The sequence below is a fragment of the Enterobacter sp. 6722112 genome, from assembly GCF_058661685.1.
Genome location: NZ_JBZWGR010000007.1, coordinates 412,351 through 430,860, shown reverse-complemented (window position 1 = coordinate 430,860; position 18,510 = coordinate 412,351). Strand labels below are relative to the sequence as shown.

At 58.9% G+C, this 18,510-nt stretch carries 16 protein-coding genes; 14 read left to right on the top strand and 2 right to left on the bottom strand.

All coding sequences use genetic code 11. The features are described from left to right. Positions 1 to 3: 3 nt before the first annotated feature. Both opgB and AC4OVU_RS03620 read left to right on the top strand, forming a co-directional pair. A complete protein-coding gene (gene opgB, locus AC4OVU_RS03625) occupies positions 4 to 2,295 on the top strand; it encodes a phosphatidylglycerol--membrane-oligosaccharide glycerophosphotransferase (RefSeq protein WP_129541587.1) in 2,292 nt (763 codons plus the stop codon). Beyond that, the gene (locus tag AC4OVU_RS03620) at positions 2,295 to 2,804 is read left to right on the top strand and encodes a GNAT family N-acetyltransferase (RefSeq protein ID WP_015572601.1); all 510 of its coding nucleotides are present in this window, start codon (positions 2,295 to 2,297) and stop codon (positions 2,802 to 2,804) included. Before opgB ends, AC4OVU_RS03620 begins: the two co-directional genes overlap by 1 nt. Before the next feature lie 184 nt (positions 2,805 to 2,988). On the opposite strand, the gene tsr is transcribed toward AC4OVU_RS03620, so the two are convergent. Both tsr and hpaR read right to left on the bottom strand, forming a co-directional pair. Further along, entirely contained in the window at positions 2,989 to 4,653 is a 1,665-nt protein-coding gene (tsr, locus tag AC4OVU_RS03615) for a methyl-accepting chemotaxis protein (RefSeq protein WP_017383845.1), read from the bottom strand. An 83-nt stretch (positions 4,654 to 4,736) separates the two neighbouring features. Next, entirely contained in the window at positions 4,737 to 5,177 is a 441-nt protein-coding gene (gene hpaR / locus AC4OVU_RS03610) for a homoprotocatechuate degradation operon regulator HpaR (RefSeq protein ID WP_017383846.1), read from the bottom strand. Positions 5,178 to 5,446: 269 nt separating this feature from the next. Here hpaR and hpaG point away from each other — a divergent pair, with 269 nt between their 5' ends. The 12 genes from hpaG (at position 5,447) to AC4OVU_RS03550 (ending at position 18,456) form a co-directional block, all read left to right on the top strand. Then, positions 5,447 to 6,724: a 4-hydroxyphenylacetate degradation bifunctional isomerase/decarboxylase gene (gene hpaG / locus AC4OVU_RS03605; protein WP_039271785.1), complete on the top strand. Its 1,278-nt coding sequence runs from the start codon at positions 5,447 to 5,449 to the stop codon at positions 6,722 to 6,724. Then, positions 6,721 to 8,187 carry a 5-carboxymethyl-2-hydroxymuconate semialdehyde dehydrogenase gene (gene hpaE, locus AC4OVU_RS03600; protein ID WP_284965257.1) on the top strand — a complete coding sequence of 489 codons (1,467 nt, stop codon included), beginning with the start codon at positions 6,721 to 6,723 and terminating at the stop codon, positions 8,185 to 8,187. Before hpaG ends, hpaE begins: the two co-directional genes overlap by 4 nt. Before the next feature lie 2 nt (positions 8,188 to 8,189). Next, complete coding sequence (gene hpaD, locus AC4OVU_RS03595) at positions 8,190 to 9,041, top strand: 3,4-dihydroxyphenylacetate 2,3-dioxygenase (RefSeq protein WP_032661486.1); 852 nt, start codon at positions 8,190 to 8,192, stop codon at positions 9,039 to 9,041. A gap of 9 nt (positions 9,042 to 9,050) precedes the next feature. Beyond that, positions 9,051 to 9,431, top strand: coding sequence for a 5-carboxymethyl-2-hydroxymuconate Delta-isomerase (locus AC4OVU_RS03590; RefSeq protein ID WP_110292466.1), 381 nt, complete (start codon positions 9,051 to 9,053; stop codon positions 9,429 to 9,431). A 154-nt stretch (positions 9,432 to 9,585) separates the two neighbouring features. Beyond that, positions 9,586 to 10,389: a 2-oxo-hept-4-ene-1,7-dioate hydratase gene (gene hpaH, locus AC4OVU_RS03585; RefSeq protein ID WP_015572593.1), complete on the top strand. Its 804-nt coding sequence runs from the start codon at positions 9,586 to 9,588 to the stop codon at positions 10,387 to 10,389. Positions 10,390 to 10,398: 9 nt separating this feature from the next. Beyond that, positions 10,399 to 11,193 (top strand): 4-hydroxy-2-oxoheptanedioate aldolase, encoded by a 795-nt coding sequence (gene hpaI / locus AC4OVU_RS03580; protein ID WP_110292467.1) that lies wholly within the window; start codon positions 10,399 to 10,401, stop codon positions 11,191 to 11,193. 21 nt (positions 11,194 to 11,214) lie between these two features. Then, complete coding sequence (hpaX, locus tag AC4OVU_RS03575; protein WP_045348391.1) at positions 11,215 to 12,558, top strand: 4-hydroxyphenylacetate permease; 1,344 nt, start codon at positions 11,215 to 11,217, stop codon at positions 12,556 to 12,558. After that, the gene (gene hpaA, locus AC4OVU_RS03570; protein WP_017383853.1) at positions 12,530 to 13,420 is read left to right on the top strand and encodes a 4-hydroxyphenylacetate catabolism regulatory protein HpaA; all 891 of its coding nucleotides are present in this window, start codon (positions 12,530 to 12,532) and stop codon (positions 13,418 to 13,420) included. The genes hpaX and hpaA overlap by 29 nt, the downstream gene beginning before the upstream one ends. A gap of 195 nt (positions 13,421 to 13,615) precedes the next feature. Beyond that, complete coding sequence (hpaB, locus tag AC4OVU_RS03565; protein WP_023295873.1) at positions 13,616 to 15,178, top strand: 4-hydroxyphenylacetate 3-monooxygenase, oxygenase component; 1,563 nt, start codon at positions 13,616 to 13,618, stop codon at positions 15,176 to 15,178. Positions 15,179 to 15,195: 17 nt separating this feature from the next. After that, positions 15,196 to 15,705 carry a 4-hydroxyphenylacetate 3-monooxygenase reductase subunit gene (locus AC4OVU_RS03560; RefSeq protein ID WP_017383854.1) on the top strand — a complete coding sequence of 170 codons (510 nt, stop codon included), beginning with the start codon at positions 15,196 to 15,198 and terminating at the stop codon, positions 15,703 to 15,705. Between the two features lie 120 nt (positions 15,706 to 15,825). After that, complete coding sequence (locus tag AC4OVU_RS03555) at positions 15,826 to 16,083, top strand: HTH domain-containing protein (RefSeq protein WP_017694564.1); 258 nt, start codon at positions 15,826 to 15,828, stop codon at positions 16,081 to 16,083. A 219-nt stretch (positions 16,084 to 16,302) separates the two neighbouring features. Continuing rightward, a complete protein-coding gene (locus AC4OVU_RS03550) occupies positions 16,303 to 18,456 on the top strand; it encodes a carbon starvation CstA family protein (RefSeq protein WP_017694565.1) in 2,154 nt (717 codons plus the stop codon). The last annotated feature ends 54 nt before the right edge of the window (positions 18,457 to 18,510 follow it).

Below are 18,510 nucleotides of genomic sequence, written 5' to 3'. Positions count from 1 at the left end.
CTGTTGTCAGAGTTAATGTCCCTTGTCCTTTTCCTGGCTTCCATCGGCGTTTATGCCTGGAAAGCCGGTCGTCACACCTGGTGGTTTGTGGCCACCCTGGCGGTGCTCGGCATTTTTATTGTTTTAAACATTACGTTATATGCCAGCGATTACTTTACCGGCGACGGTATTAACGACGCGGTGCTCTACACGTTGACCAACAGCCTGACCGGCGCTGGTGTGGGTAAGTACATCCTTCCGGGTCTGGGGCTGGTGGTCGCCCTGGTGGGCATCTTCGCCGCGCTGGCCTGGGTTCTGCGCCGTCGCCGTCACCGTCCGCATCATCATGGCTACAGCCTGCTGGCGCTGTGCCTGGCGCTGGCCTCCGTGGATGCCAGCCCGGCATTCCATCAAATTACCGAGCTGGTAAAATCCCAGTCGCGCGATGGCGATCCGGACTTTGCGGCCTATTACAAAGAACCCTCGAAGAAGATCGACAATCCCAGACTCAACCTGGTCTATATATACGGCGAAAGTCTGGAACGCACCTATTTTGATAACGATGCTTTCCCGAACCTGACGCCAGAGCTTGGCGCGCTGAAAGACCAGGGCCTCGACTTCAGCCACACCATGCAGCTGCCCGGTACGGATTACACCATCGCCGGGATGGTGGCCTCCCAGTGCGGCATTCCGCTGTTCGCTCCGTTTGAAGGCAACGCCTCCGCCTCAATGTCGAGCTTCTTCCCGCAGAACATTTGCCTCGGCGATATCCTGAAAAACTCGGGCTATGAAAACTACTTTATGCAGGGCGCTAACCTGCGCTTTGCCGGGAAAGATGTGTTCCTGAAATCTCACGGTTTCGATCACTTGTATGGTTCCGAAGAGCTGAAAACCACGGTGGCCGATCCGGCCTACCGCAACGACTGGGGCTTTTACGACGATACCGTTCTTGATGAAACCTGGAAGAAATTCGAGGAGCTTTCCCGCGCCGGTAAACGCTTCTCGCTGTTTGCGTTGACCGTTGACACGCATCATCCGGATGGTTTTGTCTCACGCACCTGTAAACGTCAGGGCTATGACATTGACGGTAAAAACAACAAGTCATTCAGCGCCGTGACCTGTAGCCAGGAGCATATCGCGGCGTTAATCGAGAAAATCAAAGCGTCGCCGTATTTCAAAAATACGGTCATCGTCGTCTCATCTGACCATCTGGCGATGAAAAACAGCGCCTGGGATGAGCTGAATAAGCTGGATCGCAGCAACCTGTTCTTTGTGCTGCGCGGCGATAAACCGCAGCAGGAGATCATTGCCGCTAAACGTAACTCGATGGATAACGGCGCTACCGTGCTGGATATTCTGGGTGGCGATAACTTCATTGGCCTGGGCCGCAGTACGCTGTCGGGCCAGTCCCTGTCGGAAATCTTCCTCAACATGAAGGAAAAAATCCTCGCCTGGAAGCCGGATATCATTCGTCTGTGGAACTTCCCGAAAGAGATAAAAGACTTCACCATCGATCAGGATAAAAAAATGATCGCGTTCTCCGGCAGCCATTTCCGCCTGCCGCTGCTGCTGCGCGTGTCGGATAACCGCGTCGAGCCGCTGCCGGAAAGCGAATACTCCGCGCCACTGCGCTTCCAGCTGGCGGAATTTGCCCCGCGCGATAATTTCGTCTGGGTCGACAAATGCTACAAAATGGGCCAGCTCTGGTCGCAACAGCTGTCGCTGTCCACCGACTGGTGCGTCTCTCAGGGGCAACTCGGCGGCGAGCAGACCGTGCAACACGTTGACAAACCGCAGTGGCAGGGAAAAACCGCGTTTAAAGATACGGTTATTGATACCGCACGCTATCAGCGCAACGTAGACCTGCTGAAAATCGTCGACAACGACATTCGTTATAAAGCAGACAGCTTCATCTTTAATGTTGCCGGCGCGCCGGAAGAGGTGAAGCAGTTCAGCGGTATTTCACGGCCGGAATCCTGGGGGCGCTGGTCTAACGCGCAGTTGGGCGATGAGGTGAAAATTGAGTATACCCATCCTCTGCCGGAGAAATTCGATCTGGTGATCACCGCCAGGGCATTTGGTCCCAACGCAAACCGTCCTATACCGGTGCGCGTCGGTGATGAAGAACAGACGCTGACGCTGAGCAATGACGTCACCACCAGCACGCTGCATTTCGATAACCCAACGCGCAGCAATACGCTGGTCATTGTGCCACCCGATCCGCAGTCCACTAACGAAGGGAATATTCTCGGTCACTCTCCGCGCAAGCTGGGGATCGGCATGGTGGAGATTAAAATTGTGAGCAGCGCTGGCTGATGACGGCGTTCACTCTTCGCCCGACGCGCCTCGACAACGTCGCTGCCCTGCCCGCCATTGAACGCGCGGCGGGGCAGCGGTTTCGCGACGTTCCTGAGCTGGCCTGGCTGGCAGACAATGAGGTTATTTCTGTTGAAGATCACCTCGGTTACGCCGGACGCGGATTAAGCTGGCTGGCGCTGGCTGACGACAGGCCCGTGGGTTTTATTCTCGCCGAAGCTCATCCATCGTCGCTGTTTATTGTGGAACTGTCGGTTCACCTGGACTGGCAGGGACGAGGTCTTGGACGCCAGTTAATCGCCCGTGCCGCCGCGCATGCCCGCAGTCTGGGGCTGAACTCGCTGACGTTAACGACGTTTCGTGATGTCCCGTGGAATGCGCCCTTCTACAGGCGATTAGGGTTTGAAATGATGACGACGCTGACGCCAGAACTGCGCCAGAAACGCGAGGAAGAGACGGCGCACGGTTTAGCGTATGGTTCCCGCTGCGCCATGCGCCTGCCTCTGTAAAATCGCCCGGTGGCGCTGCGCTTACCGGGCCTACAAAACCCAATTCCGCCGTCCGGGTAAGGCGTAGCCGCCACCCGGCAAATTGCACAATCCGTAGGCCGGGTAAGGCGCAGCCGCCACCCGGCAAAACCCACAATCCGTAGGCCGGGTCAGGCGCAGCCGCCACCCGGCGAAACGCACAGCGTCAGAACGTTTCCCAGTTATCGCCCGCGTCTGCGGTCGCCGGTTTACGCGCCACTACCGGTGCGGCAACGCTTTTCGCCGAGGCGAACTCGCGCGCCTTCATCTGTTCCTGCTGAATACGGAACACCGCAACGGCCTGCGTCAGACGGCTCGCCTGCTCTTCCAGTGCCGCGGCCGCCGCCGCAGACTCTTCCACCAGCGAGGCGTTCTGCTGGGTCACGCGATCCATCTCAGCCACCGCCAGCCCAACCTGGTCAATACCGCGGCTCTGCTCGTCAGACGCAGACGCGATTTCGCCCATGATATCCGTCACGCGCGTTACCGCATTCACGATCTCACCCATGGTTTCACCCGCGCTTTCAACAAGCGTTGAACCAATTTCCACGCGCCCCACGGAGTCTTCAATCAGGCTCTTGATCTCGCGAGCCGCCTGGGCGCTGCGCTGCGCCAGGTTTCGGACTTCACCTGCAACCACCGCAAAACCACGCCCCTGCTCGCCCGCACGCGCCGCTTCTACCGCCGCGTTCAGCGCCAGAATATTGGTCTGGAAGGCAATCCCGTCGATCACGCTGATGATATCGGCGATTTTCTGCGAACTGCCGGCGATGTCACGCATGGTCTGCACCACGTTATCCACCACCTTGCCGCCTTTCTGCGCGGTTTCAGACGCGCTCAGCGCCAGGTTGCTCGCCTGACGGGCGTTCTCGGCGTTCTGCTTCACGGTGGCAGTCAGCTGTTCCATGCTGGCGGCGGTCTCTTCCAGAGAGGCAGCCTGCTGTTCGGTACGGGATGAGAGATCGTTATTGCCCATCGAGATTTCGCTCGCACCGCTGTAAATGGCGTTGGCGCCGTTACGCACGTCACCCACGGTACGCACCAGCTCGCCCTGCATATGGCGCAGGGAGTCAGCCAGTACACCCATCTCGTTGGAGCCTTCCACGTCGATGCGCTTCACCAGGTCGCCGCTGGCGATATGACGAATGCTGTCAATCAGACGGTTCAGCGGCGAAATTAGCGCCTGACGAATACCCAGCCAGACGGCAACAATCACCACCAGCACCGCAGCCAGCACGCTAATCAGCACCCAGATAGCCTGGCGGTAAGAGCTGTTGCTGTCTTCAACCGCGGTCTGATACAGCGCGTCGTTCTGTTGCAGGTAGTTGACGTACTGCTTCTCAAAGCCATCCTGATAGCTCTGGGTCGGCTGGTCGAAGAACTCATTGATTTTGCCCGCCCCCAGCAGCTGGATCAGCTCAGCCAGCGCGCCATGGTAAATATCGTAATTACGTTTGATTTCCAGTGCCGCAGCGTCGCTCTGACGCGGGTCGCGCGGCAGCGCTTCGTAATCCGCCCAGTTTTTTTCCGCCTGTTTCAGAGACGCAGAGGCAATCTGCATCAGCTCGGCGACGGTTGAGCCGCTGCCGATATTGTTCTGATCCATCATATAGCGGATACCCGCGCGGTTCAGGGTGTTACGGGTTTGCAGCAGCGCCACCCAGCTACCGTTCAGGGTGGATTGTTGCTGGCGAATGGTTTGCAGGATGGTGAAATTCTCTTTGTCATGCTTCAGGGCATTGAAGAAAAGACCACCAGACGTGAGTTGTAAAAGGCCAAATATCGCTAAAACCAGCAGTAAGCTGGTGACAATCTTGATTCGGTTTAACATGTTTTCTCTTTCCTCAGGCAGATACAGAATATTCGGCCTGGCATGAGAAAACTTTACGAAAATCATCCTGGAATTTAGGGTTTTTACGCTTCGTCCCTCGCGGCGATATGTCGGTTTCCAAGTTCAATAAACTCTTCCAGCAGCGCCGTGAGCTGCTTCATCTTCTCAGGCGTATATTCCGCCTCTATCTGCTGGTACGCCTCTTCCACCTGAGCCTGAGCACGCTGGTACAGCGCGTTGCCTTCTTTCGTCAGCGACACGTACAGCTTGCGCTGGTCAGTCACCGGTTTTAAGCGCAGCACCAGACCGTCGCGCTCCATCCGCGTCAGAATGCCGGTCAGGCTTGGGCGCAAAATACAGGTGCGGAACGCCAGATCGTGAAAATCCATGGAGGGATGCTCGGCCAGCACGCGGACGATACGCCACTGCTGCTCGGTCAGATTATGCCGCTTCACTATCGGGCGGAAGTAGCCCATCGCCGCTTCACGCGCCTGCAACAGCGCGATGGTTAATGAGTCATGCATCATCTACCCCTTACATCATTAACAAATAAACAATTAAAAACAGATGCTTTTATAGACAACACGTTTTAACCCAAAAAGTCTAACAGAAACAAAGCTATTTTTTTTAACTTATTAATTTAAATATCAATTCACCCTTTTATGTAAATTTATTGTTATTTGCATCACAAATTATTCACTTCTGATTGCGAAACGAACAGCAAAAGCATAAAACCAGATCATTAACATATTAATGAAATCAAAACCGGACAGCCGGTTTGAGGAGTATGGGAATGAAAGGTACTGTTTTTGCCGTAGCGCTAAACCACCAAAGCCAGCGAGTGGCCTGGGCTGAGGCGTTTGAAAAAGCCCCCTATAACGCGCCGCCAAAAACGGCGGTGTGGTTTATCAAGCCACATAACACTGTTATCCGCGCAGGCGAACCGATTCCCTTCCCGCAGGGAGAAACCGTGTTAAGCGGCGCGACGGTGGCGCTGGTGGTGGGCAAAACCGCCAGCAAAGTACGCGTTGAAGAGGCGGCGGCGTACATCGCCGGCTACGCGCTGGCTAACGAAATCAGCCTGCCGGAAGAGAGCTTCTACCGTCCGGCGATCAAAGCCAAATGCCGGGATGGATTTTGCCCGCTCGGCGAACCTGTCGCCGTTGATAACGTGGATAATCTGACCATCATCACCGAGATCAACGGCCGCGAAGCGGACCACTGGAACACGGTCGATCTGCACCGCAACGCCGCCGAACTGCTGAGCGCCCTGAGCGAATTTGCCACCCTGAACCCCGGCGATGCGATATTGCTCGGCACTCCGCAAAGCCGCGTCGAAGTTCGCCCGGGCGATCGGGTACGTATTCTGGCAGAAGGATTTCCGCCGCTGGAAAACCCGGTGGTGGAGGAACGCGACGTTGCCATCGCTTCGCGCACGCCGCCGCACGCCACGCTGTTTGCCCTCGGTCTGAACTATGCCGACCACGCCAGCGAGCTGGACTTCAAGCCACCCACCGAGCCGCTGGTGTTTATCAAAGCGCCGAATACCTTCAACGGCGACAACCAGACGTCGGTGCGCCCGAACAATATCGAGTACATGCATTACGAAGCGGAGCTGGTGGTGGTCATCGGCAAAACCGCGCGCAAGGTCAGCGAAGCCGAGGCGATGGACTACGTGGCGGGCTATACGGTGTGCAACGATTACGCCATCCGCGATTATCTCGAAAACTACTATCGCCCGAACCTGCGGGTGAAAAGCCGCGACGGGCTGACCCCCATCAGCCCGAACGTAGTGCCAAAAGAAGCCATTCCTGACCCGCACAACCTTCGTCTTCGCACCTACGTCAACGGTGAACTGCGTCAGGAAGGCACCACGGCAGACCTGATCTTTAGCATCCCCTACTTGATTGCGTATCTGAGTGATTTCATGACCCTGCAACCGGGCGACATGATTGCCACCGGCACGCCGAAGGGGCTGTCCGACGTGGTGCCGGGCGATGAGGTGGTGGTGGAAGTGGAAGGCGTAGGCCGTCTGGTAAACCGAATTGTCAGTGAGGAGACTGCAAAATGAAAAAGATTAACCACTGGATCAACGGTAAAAACGTCGCCGGAAGTGAGTACTTCCACACCACTAACCCGGCCTCCGGCGAGGTGCTGGCAGAAGTGGCCTCAGGCGGCGAAGCCGAAATCCATCAGGCCGTTGCCGCCGCCAAAGAGGCGTTTCCGAAATGGGCCAACCTGCCGATGAAGGAGCGCGCGCGCCTGATGCGTCGCCTGGGGGATCTGATTGACCAGAACGTGCCGGACATTGCCGCGATGGAAACCGCCGACACCGGCCTGCCGATCCACCAGACCAAAAACGTGCTCATTCCGCGCGCCTCGCACAACTTCGAGTTCTTCGCCGAGGTGTGCCAGCAGATGAACGGCAAAACCTACCCGGTCGACGACAAGATGCTCAACTACACCCTGGTGCAGCCGGTGGGTGTCTGCGCGCTGGTGTCGCCGTGGAACGTGCCGTTTATGACCGCCACCTGGAAGGTCGCGCCGTGCCTGGCCTTAGGGAATACCGCGGTGCTGAAGATGTCTGAACTCTCCCCGCTGACCGCCGACCGTCTGGGCGAGCTGGCCCTCGAAGCGGGCATTCCGGCGGGCGTGCTCAACGTGGTGCAGGGCTATGGCGCCACGGCGGGCGACGCGCTGGTGCGTCATCATGGCGTGCGCGCCGTCTCCTTCACCGGCGGTACCGCCACCGGGCGCAACATCATGAAAAACGCCGGGCTGAAGAAGTATTCCATGGAGCTGGGCGGCAAATCGCCGGTGCTGATTTTTGAAGACGCGGACATTGAGCGCGCGCTGGACGCCGCCCTGTTTACCATCTTCTCCATCAACGGCGAACGCTGCACCGCCGGCTCGCGCATCTTCATCCAGCAGAGCATCTACCCGGAGTTCGTCAAACGCTTTGCCGAGCGCGCCAACCGCCTGCGCGTGGGCGACCCGACCGATCCGAACACCCAGATTGGCGCGCTCATCAGCCAGCAGCACTGGGAAAAAGTCTCCGGCTACATCCGCCTCGGCATTGAGGAAGGCGCAACCCTGCTGGCGGGCGGCCCGGACAAACCGACCGATCTACCTGCGCACCTGAAGGGCGGCAACTTCCTGCGCCCGACCGTGCTGGCGGATGTCGATAACCGCATGCGCGTGGCGCAGGAGGAGATCTTCGGGCCAGTGGCCTGCCTGCTGCCGTTTAAGGATGAAGCGGAAGGCCTGCGCCTGGCGAACGACGTGGAATACGGCCTGGCATCTTACATCTGGACCCAGGACGTCAGCAAAGTGCTGCGTCTGGCGCGCAGCATCGAAGCGGGCATGGTGTTCGTCAACACCCAGAACGTGCGCGACCTGCGCCAGCCGTTTGGCGGCGTGAAGGCCTCCGGCACCGGGCGTGAGGGCGGCGAGTACAGCTTCGAGGTCTTCGCGGAGATGAAGAACGTCTGTATCTCCATGGGCGACCATCCGATTCCAAAGTGGGGGATCTGATCATGGGAAAATTAGCCTTAGCAGCAAAAATCACACACGTTCCGTCAATGTATCTCTCTGAACTGCCGGGCAAAAACCACGGCTGCCGCCAGTCGGCCATCGACGGGCATAAAGAGATCAGCAAGCGCTGCCGCGAGCTGGGCGTGGACACCATTATCGTCTTCGACACCCACTGGCTGGTGAACAGCGCGTATCACATCAACTGCGCGGACCATTTTTCGGGCGTCTACACCAGCAACGAGCTGCCGCATTTTATTCGCGACATGACCTACGACTACGACGGCAACCCGGAACTCGGCCAGCTGATTGCCGACGAAGCGGTGAAGCTTGGCGTTCGCGCCAAGGCGCACAACATCCCGAGCCTGAAGCTGGAGTACGGCACGCTGGTGCCGATGCGCTACATGAACGCGGATAAGCACTTCAAAGTGGTCTCCATCTCGGCGTTCTGCACGGTTCACGACTTCGCCGACAGCCGCAGGCTGGGCGAGGCCATCATCAGTGCCATCGAAAAATACGACGGCACCGTGGCGGTGCTTGCCAGCGGCTCGCTCTCGCACCGCTTTATCGACGACCAGCGCGCGGAGGAAGGGATGAACAGCTACACCCGCGAGTTTGACCGTCAGATGGACGAGCGCGTGGTGAAGCTGTGGCGCGAGGGGCAGTTCAAGGAGTTTTGCAGCATGCTGCCGGAGTACGCCGACTACTGCTACGGCGAGGGCAATATGCACGACACGGTGATGCTGCTGGGGATGCTCGGCTGGGACAAATACGACGGTAAGGTGGAGTTTCTCACCGAGCTGTTCGCCAGCTCCGGCACCGGCCAGGTCAACGCCGTTTTCCCGCTGCCCGCGTAAGGAGCCGCCATGCCGCACTTTATTGCTGAATGTACCGACAACATCCGCGAGCAGGCCGACCTGCCAGGGCTGTTCGCCAAAGTGAACGAGGCGCTCGCCGCTACGGGCATCTTCCCCATCGGCGGTATCCGCAGCCGCGCCCACTGGCTGGACACCTGGCAGATGGCAGACGGTAAGCACGGTTACGCCTTTGTGCATATGACGCTAAAGATCGGCGCGGGGCGCAGCCTGGAAAGCCGGGAAGCCGTGGGGGAGATGCTGTTTGCGCTGATCAAAACGCATTTTGCAGAGCTGATGGCCGCCCGCTATCTGGCGCTGTCGTTCGAGCTCGACGAGCTGCACCCGACGCTTAATTACAAGCAGAACAACGTGCACGCGTTGTTTAAGTAGCCGTTTGCTCGCCCGGTGGCGCTGCGCTTACCGGGCCTACAACGGCCCCAAACCGTAGGCCGGGTAAGCGCAGCGCCACCCGGCAACAGCAGCACCGAACCGTAGGCCGGGTAAGCGAAGCGCCACCCGGCAACAGCCGCACAAAGGATACGCCATGCTCGACAAACACACCCATACCCTGATCGCCCACCGCCTGCATCAGGCGGAACAATCCCGGGAGCAGATCCGCGCGATCTCGCTGGAGTACCCGGAGATCACCATTGAAGACGCCTACGCCGTCCAGCGCGAATGGGTGAGCCTGAAAATCGCCGAAGGCCGCGTGCTGAAAGGCCACAAGATCGGCCTCACTTCCAAAGCGATGCAGGCCAGCTCGCAGATCAGCGAGCCGGACTACGGCGCGCTGCTGGACGATATGTTCTTCCACGACGGCAGCGACATCCCCGTGGATCGCTTTATCGTCCCGCGCATCGAAGTGGAGCTGGCCTTCGTGCTGGCAAAACCGCTGCGCGGCCCGAACTGCACGATCTTCGACGTCTACAACGCCACGGATTACGTCATCCCCGCCCTGGAGCTGATCGACGCCCGCTGCCATAACGTTGACCCGGAAACCCAGCGCCCGCGCAAGGTGTTCGACACCATCTCCGATAACGCCGCCAACGCGGGCGTGATCCTCGGCGGCCGCCCGATTAAACCCGACGAGCTGGATCTGCGCTGGATCTCCGCCCTGCTCTACCGCAACGGCGTGATCGAAGAGACCGGGGTCGCCGCAGGCGTGCTTAACCACCCGGCGAACGGCGTGGCGTGGCTGGCGAACAAACTGGCGCCATACGACGTGCAGCTTGAGCCAGGCCAGATCATCCTCGGCGGCTCGTTTACCCGCCCGGTTGCCGCCAGCAGAGGCGATACCTTCCACGTCGACTACGGCAACATGGGCTCCATCAGTTGCCGCTTTGTGTAGGAGTGCACCATGGAAAACGCATTTAAGACCGCGCTGAAAGCCGGAAAGCCGCAAATCGGCCTGTGGCTGGGGCTGACCAGCAGCTACAGCGCTGAGCTACTGGCCGGGGCCGGTTTTGACTGGCTGCTGATCGACGGTGAGCACGCGCCGAACAGCGTGCAGACCGTCCTGACTCAGCTCCAGGCCATCGCCCCTTATCCCAGCCAGCCGGTGGTGCGCCCGTCGTGGAACGATCCGGTGCAGATCAAGCAGCTGCTGGACATAGGCGCGCAAACCCTGCTGGTGCCGATGGTGCAAAACGCCGACGAAGCCCGTCTGGCGGTCAGCGCTACCCGCTATCCGCCTGCCGGCATTCGCGGCGTCGGCAGCGCGCTGGCGCGGGCGTCGCGCTGGAACCGCATCCCGGAGTATCTGCATCAGGCTAACGACGCCATGTGCGTGCTGGTGCAAATCGAAACTCGCGAGGCGCTGAAAAACCTGCCGCAGATCCTGGACGTGGAAGGGGTGGACGGCGTGTTTATCGGCCCGGCGGATCTGAGCGCCGACATGGGCTTCGCCGGTAATCCGCAGCACCCGGAGGTGCAGGCCGCCATTGAACAGGCGATCGCGCAGATCCTCTGCGCGGGCAAAGCGCCCGGCATCCTGATGGCGAATGAACAGCTGGCAAAACGCTATCTCAGCCTCGGCGCGTTGTTTGTCGCGGTCGGCGTGGATACCACCCTGCTCGCCCGCAGCGCCGAAGCGCTGGCGGCCCGCTTTACCGACGTCACCACAGCAGTTGATAACAATAAATCCGTCTACTAAACGTACGATGTGGAGCGCAACATGACGACCTCAACCCTGCATAATAAAGCTGTTGAACATCGCGTTATTAATAAGCTGTTCCGTCGTTTGATCGTGTTTCTTTTTATCCTGTTTGTTTTCTCGTTTCTCGATCGCATCAACATCGGCTTTGCCGGGCTGACGATGGGCAAAGATCTGGGCCTCACGTCAACCATGTTTGGCCTGGCCGCGACGCTGTTTTACGTGACCTACGTGCTGTGCGGTATCCCCAGCAACATCATGCTGGCGAAGGTCGGCGCCCGCCGCTGGATCGCCGGGATCATGGTGGTGTGGGGCATCGCCTCTACCTGCACCATGTTCGCCACCAGCCCCGAAACGCTTTATGTCCTGCGCATGCTGGTGGGCATTGCCGAAGCCGGTTTCCTGCCGGGCATTCTGGTCTATCTCACCTGGTGGTTCCCGGCGTATCACCGCGCCCGCGCCAACGCGCTGTTTATGATCGCCATGCCGGTGACCATGATGCTCGGCTCGATCCTCTCCGGGTACATTCTGGCGATGGACGGGCTGTGGAACCTGAAGGGCTGGCAGTGGCTGTTCCTGCTGGAGGGGCTGCCGTCGGTGGTGCTCGGCGTGGTGACCTGGTTCTACCTTAACGACACCCCGGATCAGGCCACCTGGCTGGATGATGACGAAAAGCAGGCACTCAAAACGATGATCGCCCGCGAACAGGAGCTGGCCATTGCGCATACCGCCACGCCGCGCTCGACGCTGCGCGAGGTGCTGACGCCCGCCGTGCTGCTCTACACGCTGGCCTACTTCTGCCTGACGAATACGCTGAGCGCGATCAACATCTGGACGCCGCAGATCCTGCAAAGCTTCAACACCGGCAGCAGCAATATCGTGATTGGCCTGCTGGCGGCGATCCCGCAGTTTTGCACCATCCTCGGGATGATCTGGTGGAGCCGCCGCTCCGACAGGCTGAAAGAGCGAAAAAAGCACACCATCCTGCCGTATCTGTTTGCAGCGGCGGGATGGATGCTGGCCTCGGCGACCGATCACAGCCTGATCCAGCTGCTTGGCATCATCATGGCCTCAACCGGATCGTTTACCGCCATGGCGATATTCTGGACCACGCCGGATCAGGTTATTAGCCTGCAATCCCGCGCGGTGGCGCTGGCGGTGATCAACGCCATCGGCAACGTCGGGTCTGCCGTCAGCCCATTGCTGATAGGTATTTTGCGCGACGCGACCGGCAGCTTCAGCTCGGGACTGTGGTTCGTGGCGGGTCTGCTGGTGGTGGGCGCGCTGGTACTGACGCGCATTCCGATGACGCAGCGGGATCAACAGAGGAATGATCATGTGCCAGAGCCCCATCGCCAACATTGATATCAGCAAGGATTACGACGAAAGTCTGGGCACCGACGATGTGCACTACCAGTCGTTTGCCCGCATGGCGGCCTTTTTTGGCCGCGACATGCAGGCGCACCGCCACGACCAGTATTTTCAGATGCATTTTCTCGACACCGGGCAGATTGAGCTCCAGCTCGACGACCACCGTTACTCGGTGCAGGCGCCGCTGTTCGTGCTAACACCACCGTCGGTGCCGCACGCATTTATTACCGAATCCGACAGCGACGGCCACGTGCTGACGGTGCGCGAGGATCTCATCTGGCCGCTGTTAGAAGTGCTCTACCCCGGTACGCGGGAAGCGTTCGGCCTGCCGGGGATCTGCCTGTCGCTTGCCGACAGGCCTGACGAGCTGGCGGCGCTGAAGCACTACTGGCAGCTGATTGCCCGGGAATCCACGGAACAACTGCCCGGTCGCGAGCATACGCTGGTCCTGCTGGCCCAGGCCGTTTTTACCCTGCTGCTGCGCAACGCGAAGCTCGACGACCACGCGTCAGGCGGCATGCGCGGTGAGCTGAAGCTTTTTCAGCGCTTTAACCAGCTGACAGATGCTCATTACCACGAGCACTGGACGGTTCCGGAGTATGCCAGCGAATTGCATCTCACCGAATCTCGCCTGACCGATATCTGTCGCCGCTTCGCCAACCGCTCGCCGAAACGGCTGATCTTCGACCGCCAGCTGCGGGAAGCCAGGCGTTTGCTGCTGTTTTCCGACAGCACAGTAAGCGAAATTGCCTGGCAGCTGGGGTTTAAAGATCCGGCCTATTTCGCCCGTTTTTTTAACCGACTGACGGGGTGCTCACCCAGCGCATACCGGGCGCAGAAAGTACCGGTTTCCTGAACGCATAACGGTTCGTAGGGCGGGTAAGCGCAGCGCCACCCGCCGAAAAGCCGCACAGATCACAAAACCACCTCTCACCCGAAAAGTACCTGCCGTTGTCCCAATCGTCCCTTCACGTTCCGCCCCTCTCACGCTTCAATTAAACAACAAAAACAAAACATAAATTTAACAACCATCTTCCGATACGAGGTCCCTATGAAGCCTGAAGATTTCCGCGCTGATGCCAAACGTCCGTTAACCGGTGAAGAGTATTTAAAAAGCCTGCAAGATGGCCGTGAGATTTATATCTACGGCGAGCGCGTTAAGGACGTCACTACCCACCCGGCATTTCGCAATGCGGCGGCGTCCATCGCCCAGATGTACGATGCCCTGCACAAGCCAGACATGCAGGATACCCTCTGCTGGGGTACCGACACCGGCAGCGGCGGCTACACCCATAAATTCTTCCGCGTGGCGAAAAGTGCCGACGATCTGCGCCAGCAGCGTGACGCCATCGCCGAGTGGTCGCGCCTGAGCTACGGCTGGATGGGGCGTACGCCGGACTACAAAGCCGCGTTCGGCTGCGCGCTCGGCGCTAACCCTGCCTTCTACGGTCAGTTCGAGCAGAACGCCCGCAACTGGTACACCCGTATTCAGGAAACCGGCCTGTACTTTAACCACGCCATCGTCAACCCGCCGATCGATCGCCATAAACCGGCGGACGAGGTGAAAGACGTTTACATCAAGCTGGAGAAAGAGACCGACGCCGGGATCATCGTCAGCGGCGCGAAAGTGGTGGCCACCAACTCGGCATTGACCCACTACAACATGATCGGTTTTGGTTCTGCGCAGGTGATGGGCGAAAACCCGGACTTCGCGCTGATGTTCGTCGCGCCGATGGATGCCGAAGGGGTGAAGCTGATCTCCCGCGCCTCATACGAGATGGTGGCAGGGGCGACAGGCTCTCCGTACGACTATCCGCTCTCCAGCCGCTTTGACGAGAACGACGCCATTCTGGTAATGGATCATGTGCTGATCCCGTGGGAAAACGTGCTGATCTACCGTGATTTCGACCGCTGCCGTCGCTGGACGATGGAAGGTGGCTTCGCCCGCATGTACCCGCTTCAGGCCTGCGTGCGTCTGGCAGTGAAGCTCGACTTCATCACCGCTCTGCTGAAGAAGTCGCTGGAGTGTACCGGCACCCTCGAGTTCCGCGGCGTGCAGGCGGATCTCGGCGAAGTGGTGGCATGGCGCAACATGTTCTGGGCGCTGAGCGACTCCATGTGCTCCGAAGCCACTCCGTGGGTAAACGGCGCGTATCTGCCTGACCACGCGGCGTTACAGACCTACCGCGTGATGGCGCCAATGGCCTATGCGAAGATCAAGAACATCATCGAACGTAACGTGACCTCCGGGCTGATCTACCTGCCGTCCAGCGCGCGGGACCTGAACAACCCGCAGATCGACCAGTACCTGGCGAAGTACGTGCGCGGCTCCAACGGGATGGATCATGTCGAACGCATCAAGATTCTGAAACTGATGTGGGATGCCATCGGCAGCGAGTTTGGCGGACGTCACGAGCTGTACGAAATCAACTACTCCGGTAGCCAGGATGAGGTCCGCCTGCAATGCCTGCGTCAGGCGCAAAGCTCCGGCAACATGGACAAGATGATGGCGATGGTTGACCGCTGCATGTCCGAGTACGACCAGCACGGCTGGACCGTACCGCACCTGCACAACAACACTGATATCAATATGCTGGATAAGCTGCTGAAATAACGCAGCGGGAGGTTTCAATGCAATCTGAAGAACGCCTGCGTTTTCGAGACGCGATGGCCAGCCTGTCGGCGGCGGTGAATGTGGTCACTACCGAGGGCGATGCGGGTCGCTGCGGCATTACCGCCACCGCCGTCTGTTCGGTCACGGACACCCCGCCCTCGGTCATGGTCTGCATCAACGCCAACAGCGCCATGAACCCGGTCTTCCAGGGCAACGGCAAACTGTGCGTCAACGTGCTGAACCACGAGCAGGAGATCATGGCCCGCCACTTTGCCGGGATGACCGGCATGGCAATGGAGGAGCGCTTTGCTCTCTCCTGCTGGCAGAAAGGACCGCTGGCGCAGCCGGTGCTGAAAGGCGCTCTGGCAAGCCTGGAAGGTGAGATAACCCAGGTGCAAACCATCGGCACCCATCTGGTCTACCTTGTAGAGATTAAGAACATCATCCTCAGCAGCGAGGGGCACGGCCTGATCTACTTCAAACGCCGTTTCCACCCGGTGATGATGGAGATGGAAGCCGCGATTTGATCCCGTTGCACAAAAAAACGCTAAGGTTTCCGCAAAGGTGCGCCGTTAACTATCCATAAGATAAATTTTCCGGGGCGGCTGGCAACGTCGTCAGCCGCCCCCTTAACGCTGGAAAGTCTTATGGCCCCTTCACCCCGAAGCCGCTCGGCTGAACGTCTGGTTGAAATCATTATTGCCCTGCATCGCAACGGAAGCGTTAATCGCCGCGATCTGATGCAAAAATTTGGCATTACCGAACGCACGGTGTACCGCGATTTACAGGCGCTTTCCCCGATTATTGAACACGACGGCAAAGGGCGCTATCAGCTGCTGCCCGCGTATCAGCCCTGCCGCTGCGCGCACTGCCCTGAAGCGAACGACGAAACCCCGCAGGGTTAGATTATTCTCAGTGATCTCAATCACATATTTTCTTCCACCGGGGGTGAGCCTTAACCACTCACCCTCGCTTTTGACCGCTCACGCATCGCTTTCAACCACTCACCTATTTACCGTGCTTTACACGCGCGAGGATCTGGCACGATCGCTCCAGCATTAATCAACACCTCCTCACAACGAACCCTGACCCTTTTTTCTTTACATAAAAAACCAGGTCTTATTATGGATACTAAAAAACTACTTAAGCACGTGCCCTGGGCCATCCTCGGGATCATCGGTGCTTTCTGTCTGGCGGTTGTCGCATTACGCCGGGGCGAGCACGTCAGCGCCCTGTGGATCGTGGTCGCGTCGGTTTCCGTCTATCTTGTGGCTTATCGCTACTACAGCTTGTACATCGCGCAGAAGGTCATGAAGCTCGACCCGACGCGCGCCACCCCGGCGGTCATTAACAACGACGGCCTGAACTACGTGCCAACCAACCGTTACGTGCTGTTTGGTCACCACTTCGCCGCCATTGCAGGCGCGGGTCCGCTGGTCGGTCCGGTGCTGGCTGCGCAGATGGGCTACCTGCCGGGTACGCTCTGGCTGCTGGCGGGCGTGGTGCTGGCGGGAGCGGTGCAGGACTTTATGGTGCTGTTTATCTCCTCGCGCCGTAACGGTTCGTCGCTGGGCGAGATGATCAAAGAGGAGATGGGCCGCGTGCCAGGCACGATCGCTCTGTTCGGCTGCTTCCTGATCATGATCATCATCCTGGCGGTGCTGGCCCTGATCGTGGTAAAAGCGCTGGCCGAAAGTCCGTGGGGCGTCTTCACCGTCTGCTCTACCGTACCGATTGCGCTGTTCATGGGCATCTACATGCGCTTCCTGCGCCCTGGCCGCGTTGGCGAGGTGTCGATCATCGGTATCGTGCTGCTGGTCGCCTCCATCTACTTCGGCGGCGTGATTGCGCACGACCCGTACTGGGGTCCGGCGCTGACCTTTAAAGACACCACCATCACCTTCGCGCTGATCGGCTACGCATTCATCTCAGCGCTGCTGCCGGTGTGGCTGATTCTGGCTCCGCGTGACTACCTGGCAACCTTCCTGAAAATCGGCGTTATCGTCGGGCTGGCCATTGGTATTGTGATCATCAACCCGGAGCTGAAAATGCCGGCGGTGACGCAGTACATTGACGGTACCGGTCCGCTGTGGAAAGGCGCCCTGTTCCCGTTCCTGTTTATCACCATTGCCTGCGGTGCCGTGTCTGGCTTCCACGCGCTGATCGCCTCCGGCACCACGCCGAAGCTGATGGCCAACGAAACCGACGCGCGCTTCATCGGTTACGGCGCGATGCTGATGGAATCCTTCGTGGCGATCATGGCGCTGGTTGCGGCGTCGATTATCGAGCCTGGCCTGTACTTTGCGATGAACACCCCGCCGGCGGGTCTCGGCATTACCATGCCAAACCTGCATGAGATGGGCGGCGAAAATACCGCGCTGATTCTGGCACAGCTGAAAGACGCCAGCGCACACGCGGCGGCGACCGTCAGCTCCTGGGGCTTCGTGATTTCGCCTGAGCAGATCATGCAGACCGCGAAAGACATCGGCGAACCGTCCGTGCTGAACCGCGCAGGTGGCGCGCCAACGCTGGCGGTGGGTATCGCACACGTGTTCCACAAAGTGCTGCCGTGGGCGGACATGGGCTTCTGGTACCACTTCGGTATTCTGTTTGAAGCGCTGTTCATCCTCACCGCGCTGGATGCCGGTACGCGTGCAGGCCGCTTCATGTTGCAGGATCTGCTGGGTAACTTCGTGCCATTCCTGAAGAAAACCGACTCTCTGGTGGCCGGCGTTCTGGGCACTGCGGGCTGCGTAGGCCTGTGGGGTTATCTGCTGTATCAGGGCGTTGTTGACCCGCTGGGCGGCGTGAAGAGCCTGTGGCCGCTGTTCGGTATCTCTAACCAGATGCTGGCGGCTGTGGCCCTGGTGCTGGGTACCGTTGTCCTCGTGAAGATGAAACGCACCAAATACATCTGGGTCACCGTGGTGCCTGCGCTGTGGCTGCTGCTCTGCACTACCTGGGCGCTGGGTCTGAAACTGTTCAGCACCAACCCGCAGCTGGAAGGCTTCTTCTTCATGGCTAACCAGTACAAAGAGAAGATTGCCGCAGGCGGCGCGGATCTGACCGCGCAGCAGATTGCCAACATGAACCATATCGTGGTGAACAACTACACCAACGCGGGTCTGAGCATTCTGTTCCTGGTGGTGGTGTACAGCATTATCTTCTACGGCATCAAAACCTGGATGAAAGTGCGTAACGTTGAGGGCCGTACGGACAAAGAGACCCCGTACGTACCGGTACCGGAAGGCGGCGTGAAGACCTCCTCACACCATTAATTAAGCATGTTACTGTAGGCCCGGTAAGCGTAGCGCCACCGGGCTTCTTCTATC

What these genes read in the sequence shown, in the direction of transcription:
- AC4OVU_RS03620 (WP_015572601.1), top strand. Translation starts at nt 2,295, where the DNA reads ATGACGGCGTTCACTCTTCGCCCGACGCGCCTCGACAACGTCGCTGCC.
- tsr (WP_017383845.1), bottom strand. Translation starts at nt 4,653, where the DNA reads ATGTTAAACCGAATCAAGATTGTCACCAGCTTACTGCTGGTTTTAGCG.
- hpaR (WP_017383846.1), bottom strand. Translation starts at nt 5,177, where the DNA reads ATGCATGACTCATTAACCATCGCGCTGTTGCAGGCGCGTGAAGCGGCG.
- hpaG (WP_039271785.1), top strand. Translation starts at nt 5,447, where the DNA reads ATGAAAGGTACTGTTTTTGCCGTAGCGCTAAACCACCAAAGCCAGCGA.
- hpaE (WP_284965257.1), top strand. Translation starts at nt 6,721, where the DNA reads ATGAAAAAGATTAACCACTGGATCAACGGTAAAAACGTCGCCGGAAGT.
- hpaD (WP_032661486.1), top strand. Translation starts at nt 8,190, where the DNA reads ATGGGAAAATTAGCCTTAGCAGCAAAAATCACACACGTTCCGTCAATG.
- AC4OVU_RS03590 (WP_110292466.1), top strand. Translation starts at nt 9,051, where the DNA reads ATGCCGCACTTTATTGCTGAATGTACCGACAACATCCGCGAGCAGGCC.
- hpaH (WP_015572593.1), top strand. Translation starts at nt 9,586, where the DNA reads ATGCTCGACAAACACACCCATACCCTGATCGCCCACCGCCTGCATCAG.
- hpaI (WP_110292467.1), top strand. Translation starts at nt 10,399, where the DNA reads ATGGAAAACGCATTTAAGACCGCGCTGAAAGCCGGAAAGCCGCAAATC.
- hpaX (WP_045348391.1), top strand. Translation starts at nt 11,215, where the DNA reads ATGACGACCTCAACCCTGCATAATAAAGCTGTTGAACATCGCGTTATT.
- hpaA (WP_017383853.1), top strand. Translation starts at nt 12,530, where the DNA reads ATGTGCCAGAGCCCCATCGCCAACATTGATATCAGCAAGGATTACGAC.
- hpaB (WP_023295873.1), top strand. Translation starts at nt 13,616, where the DNA reads ATGAAGCCTGAAGATTTCCGCGCTGATGCCAAACGTCCGTTAACCGGT.
- AC4OVU_RS03560 (WP_017383854.1), top strand. Translation starts at nt 15,196, where the DNA reads ATGCAATCTGAAGAACGCCTGCGTTTTCGAGACGCGATGGCCAGCCTG.
- AC4OVU_RS03555 (WP_017694564.1), top strand. Translation starts at nt 15,826, where the DNA reads ATGGCCCCTTCACCCCGAAGCCGCTCGGCTGAACGTCTGGTTGAAATC.
- AC4OVU_RS03550 (WP_017694565.1), top strand. Translation starts at nt 16,303, where the DNA reads ATGGATACTAAAAAACTACTTAAGCACGTGCCCTGGGCCATCCTCGGG.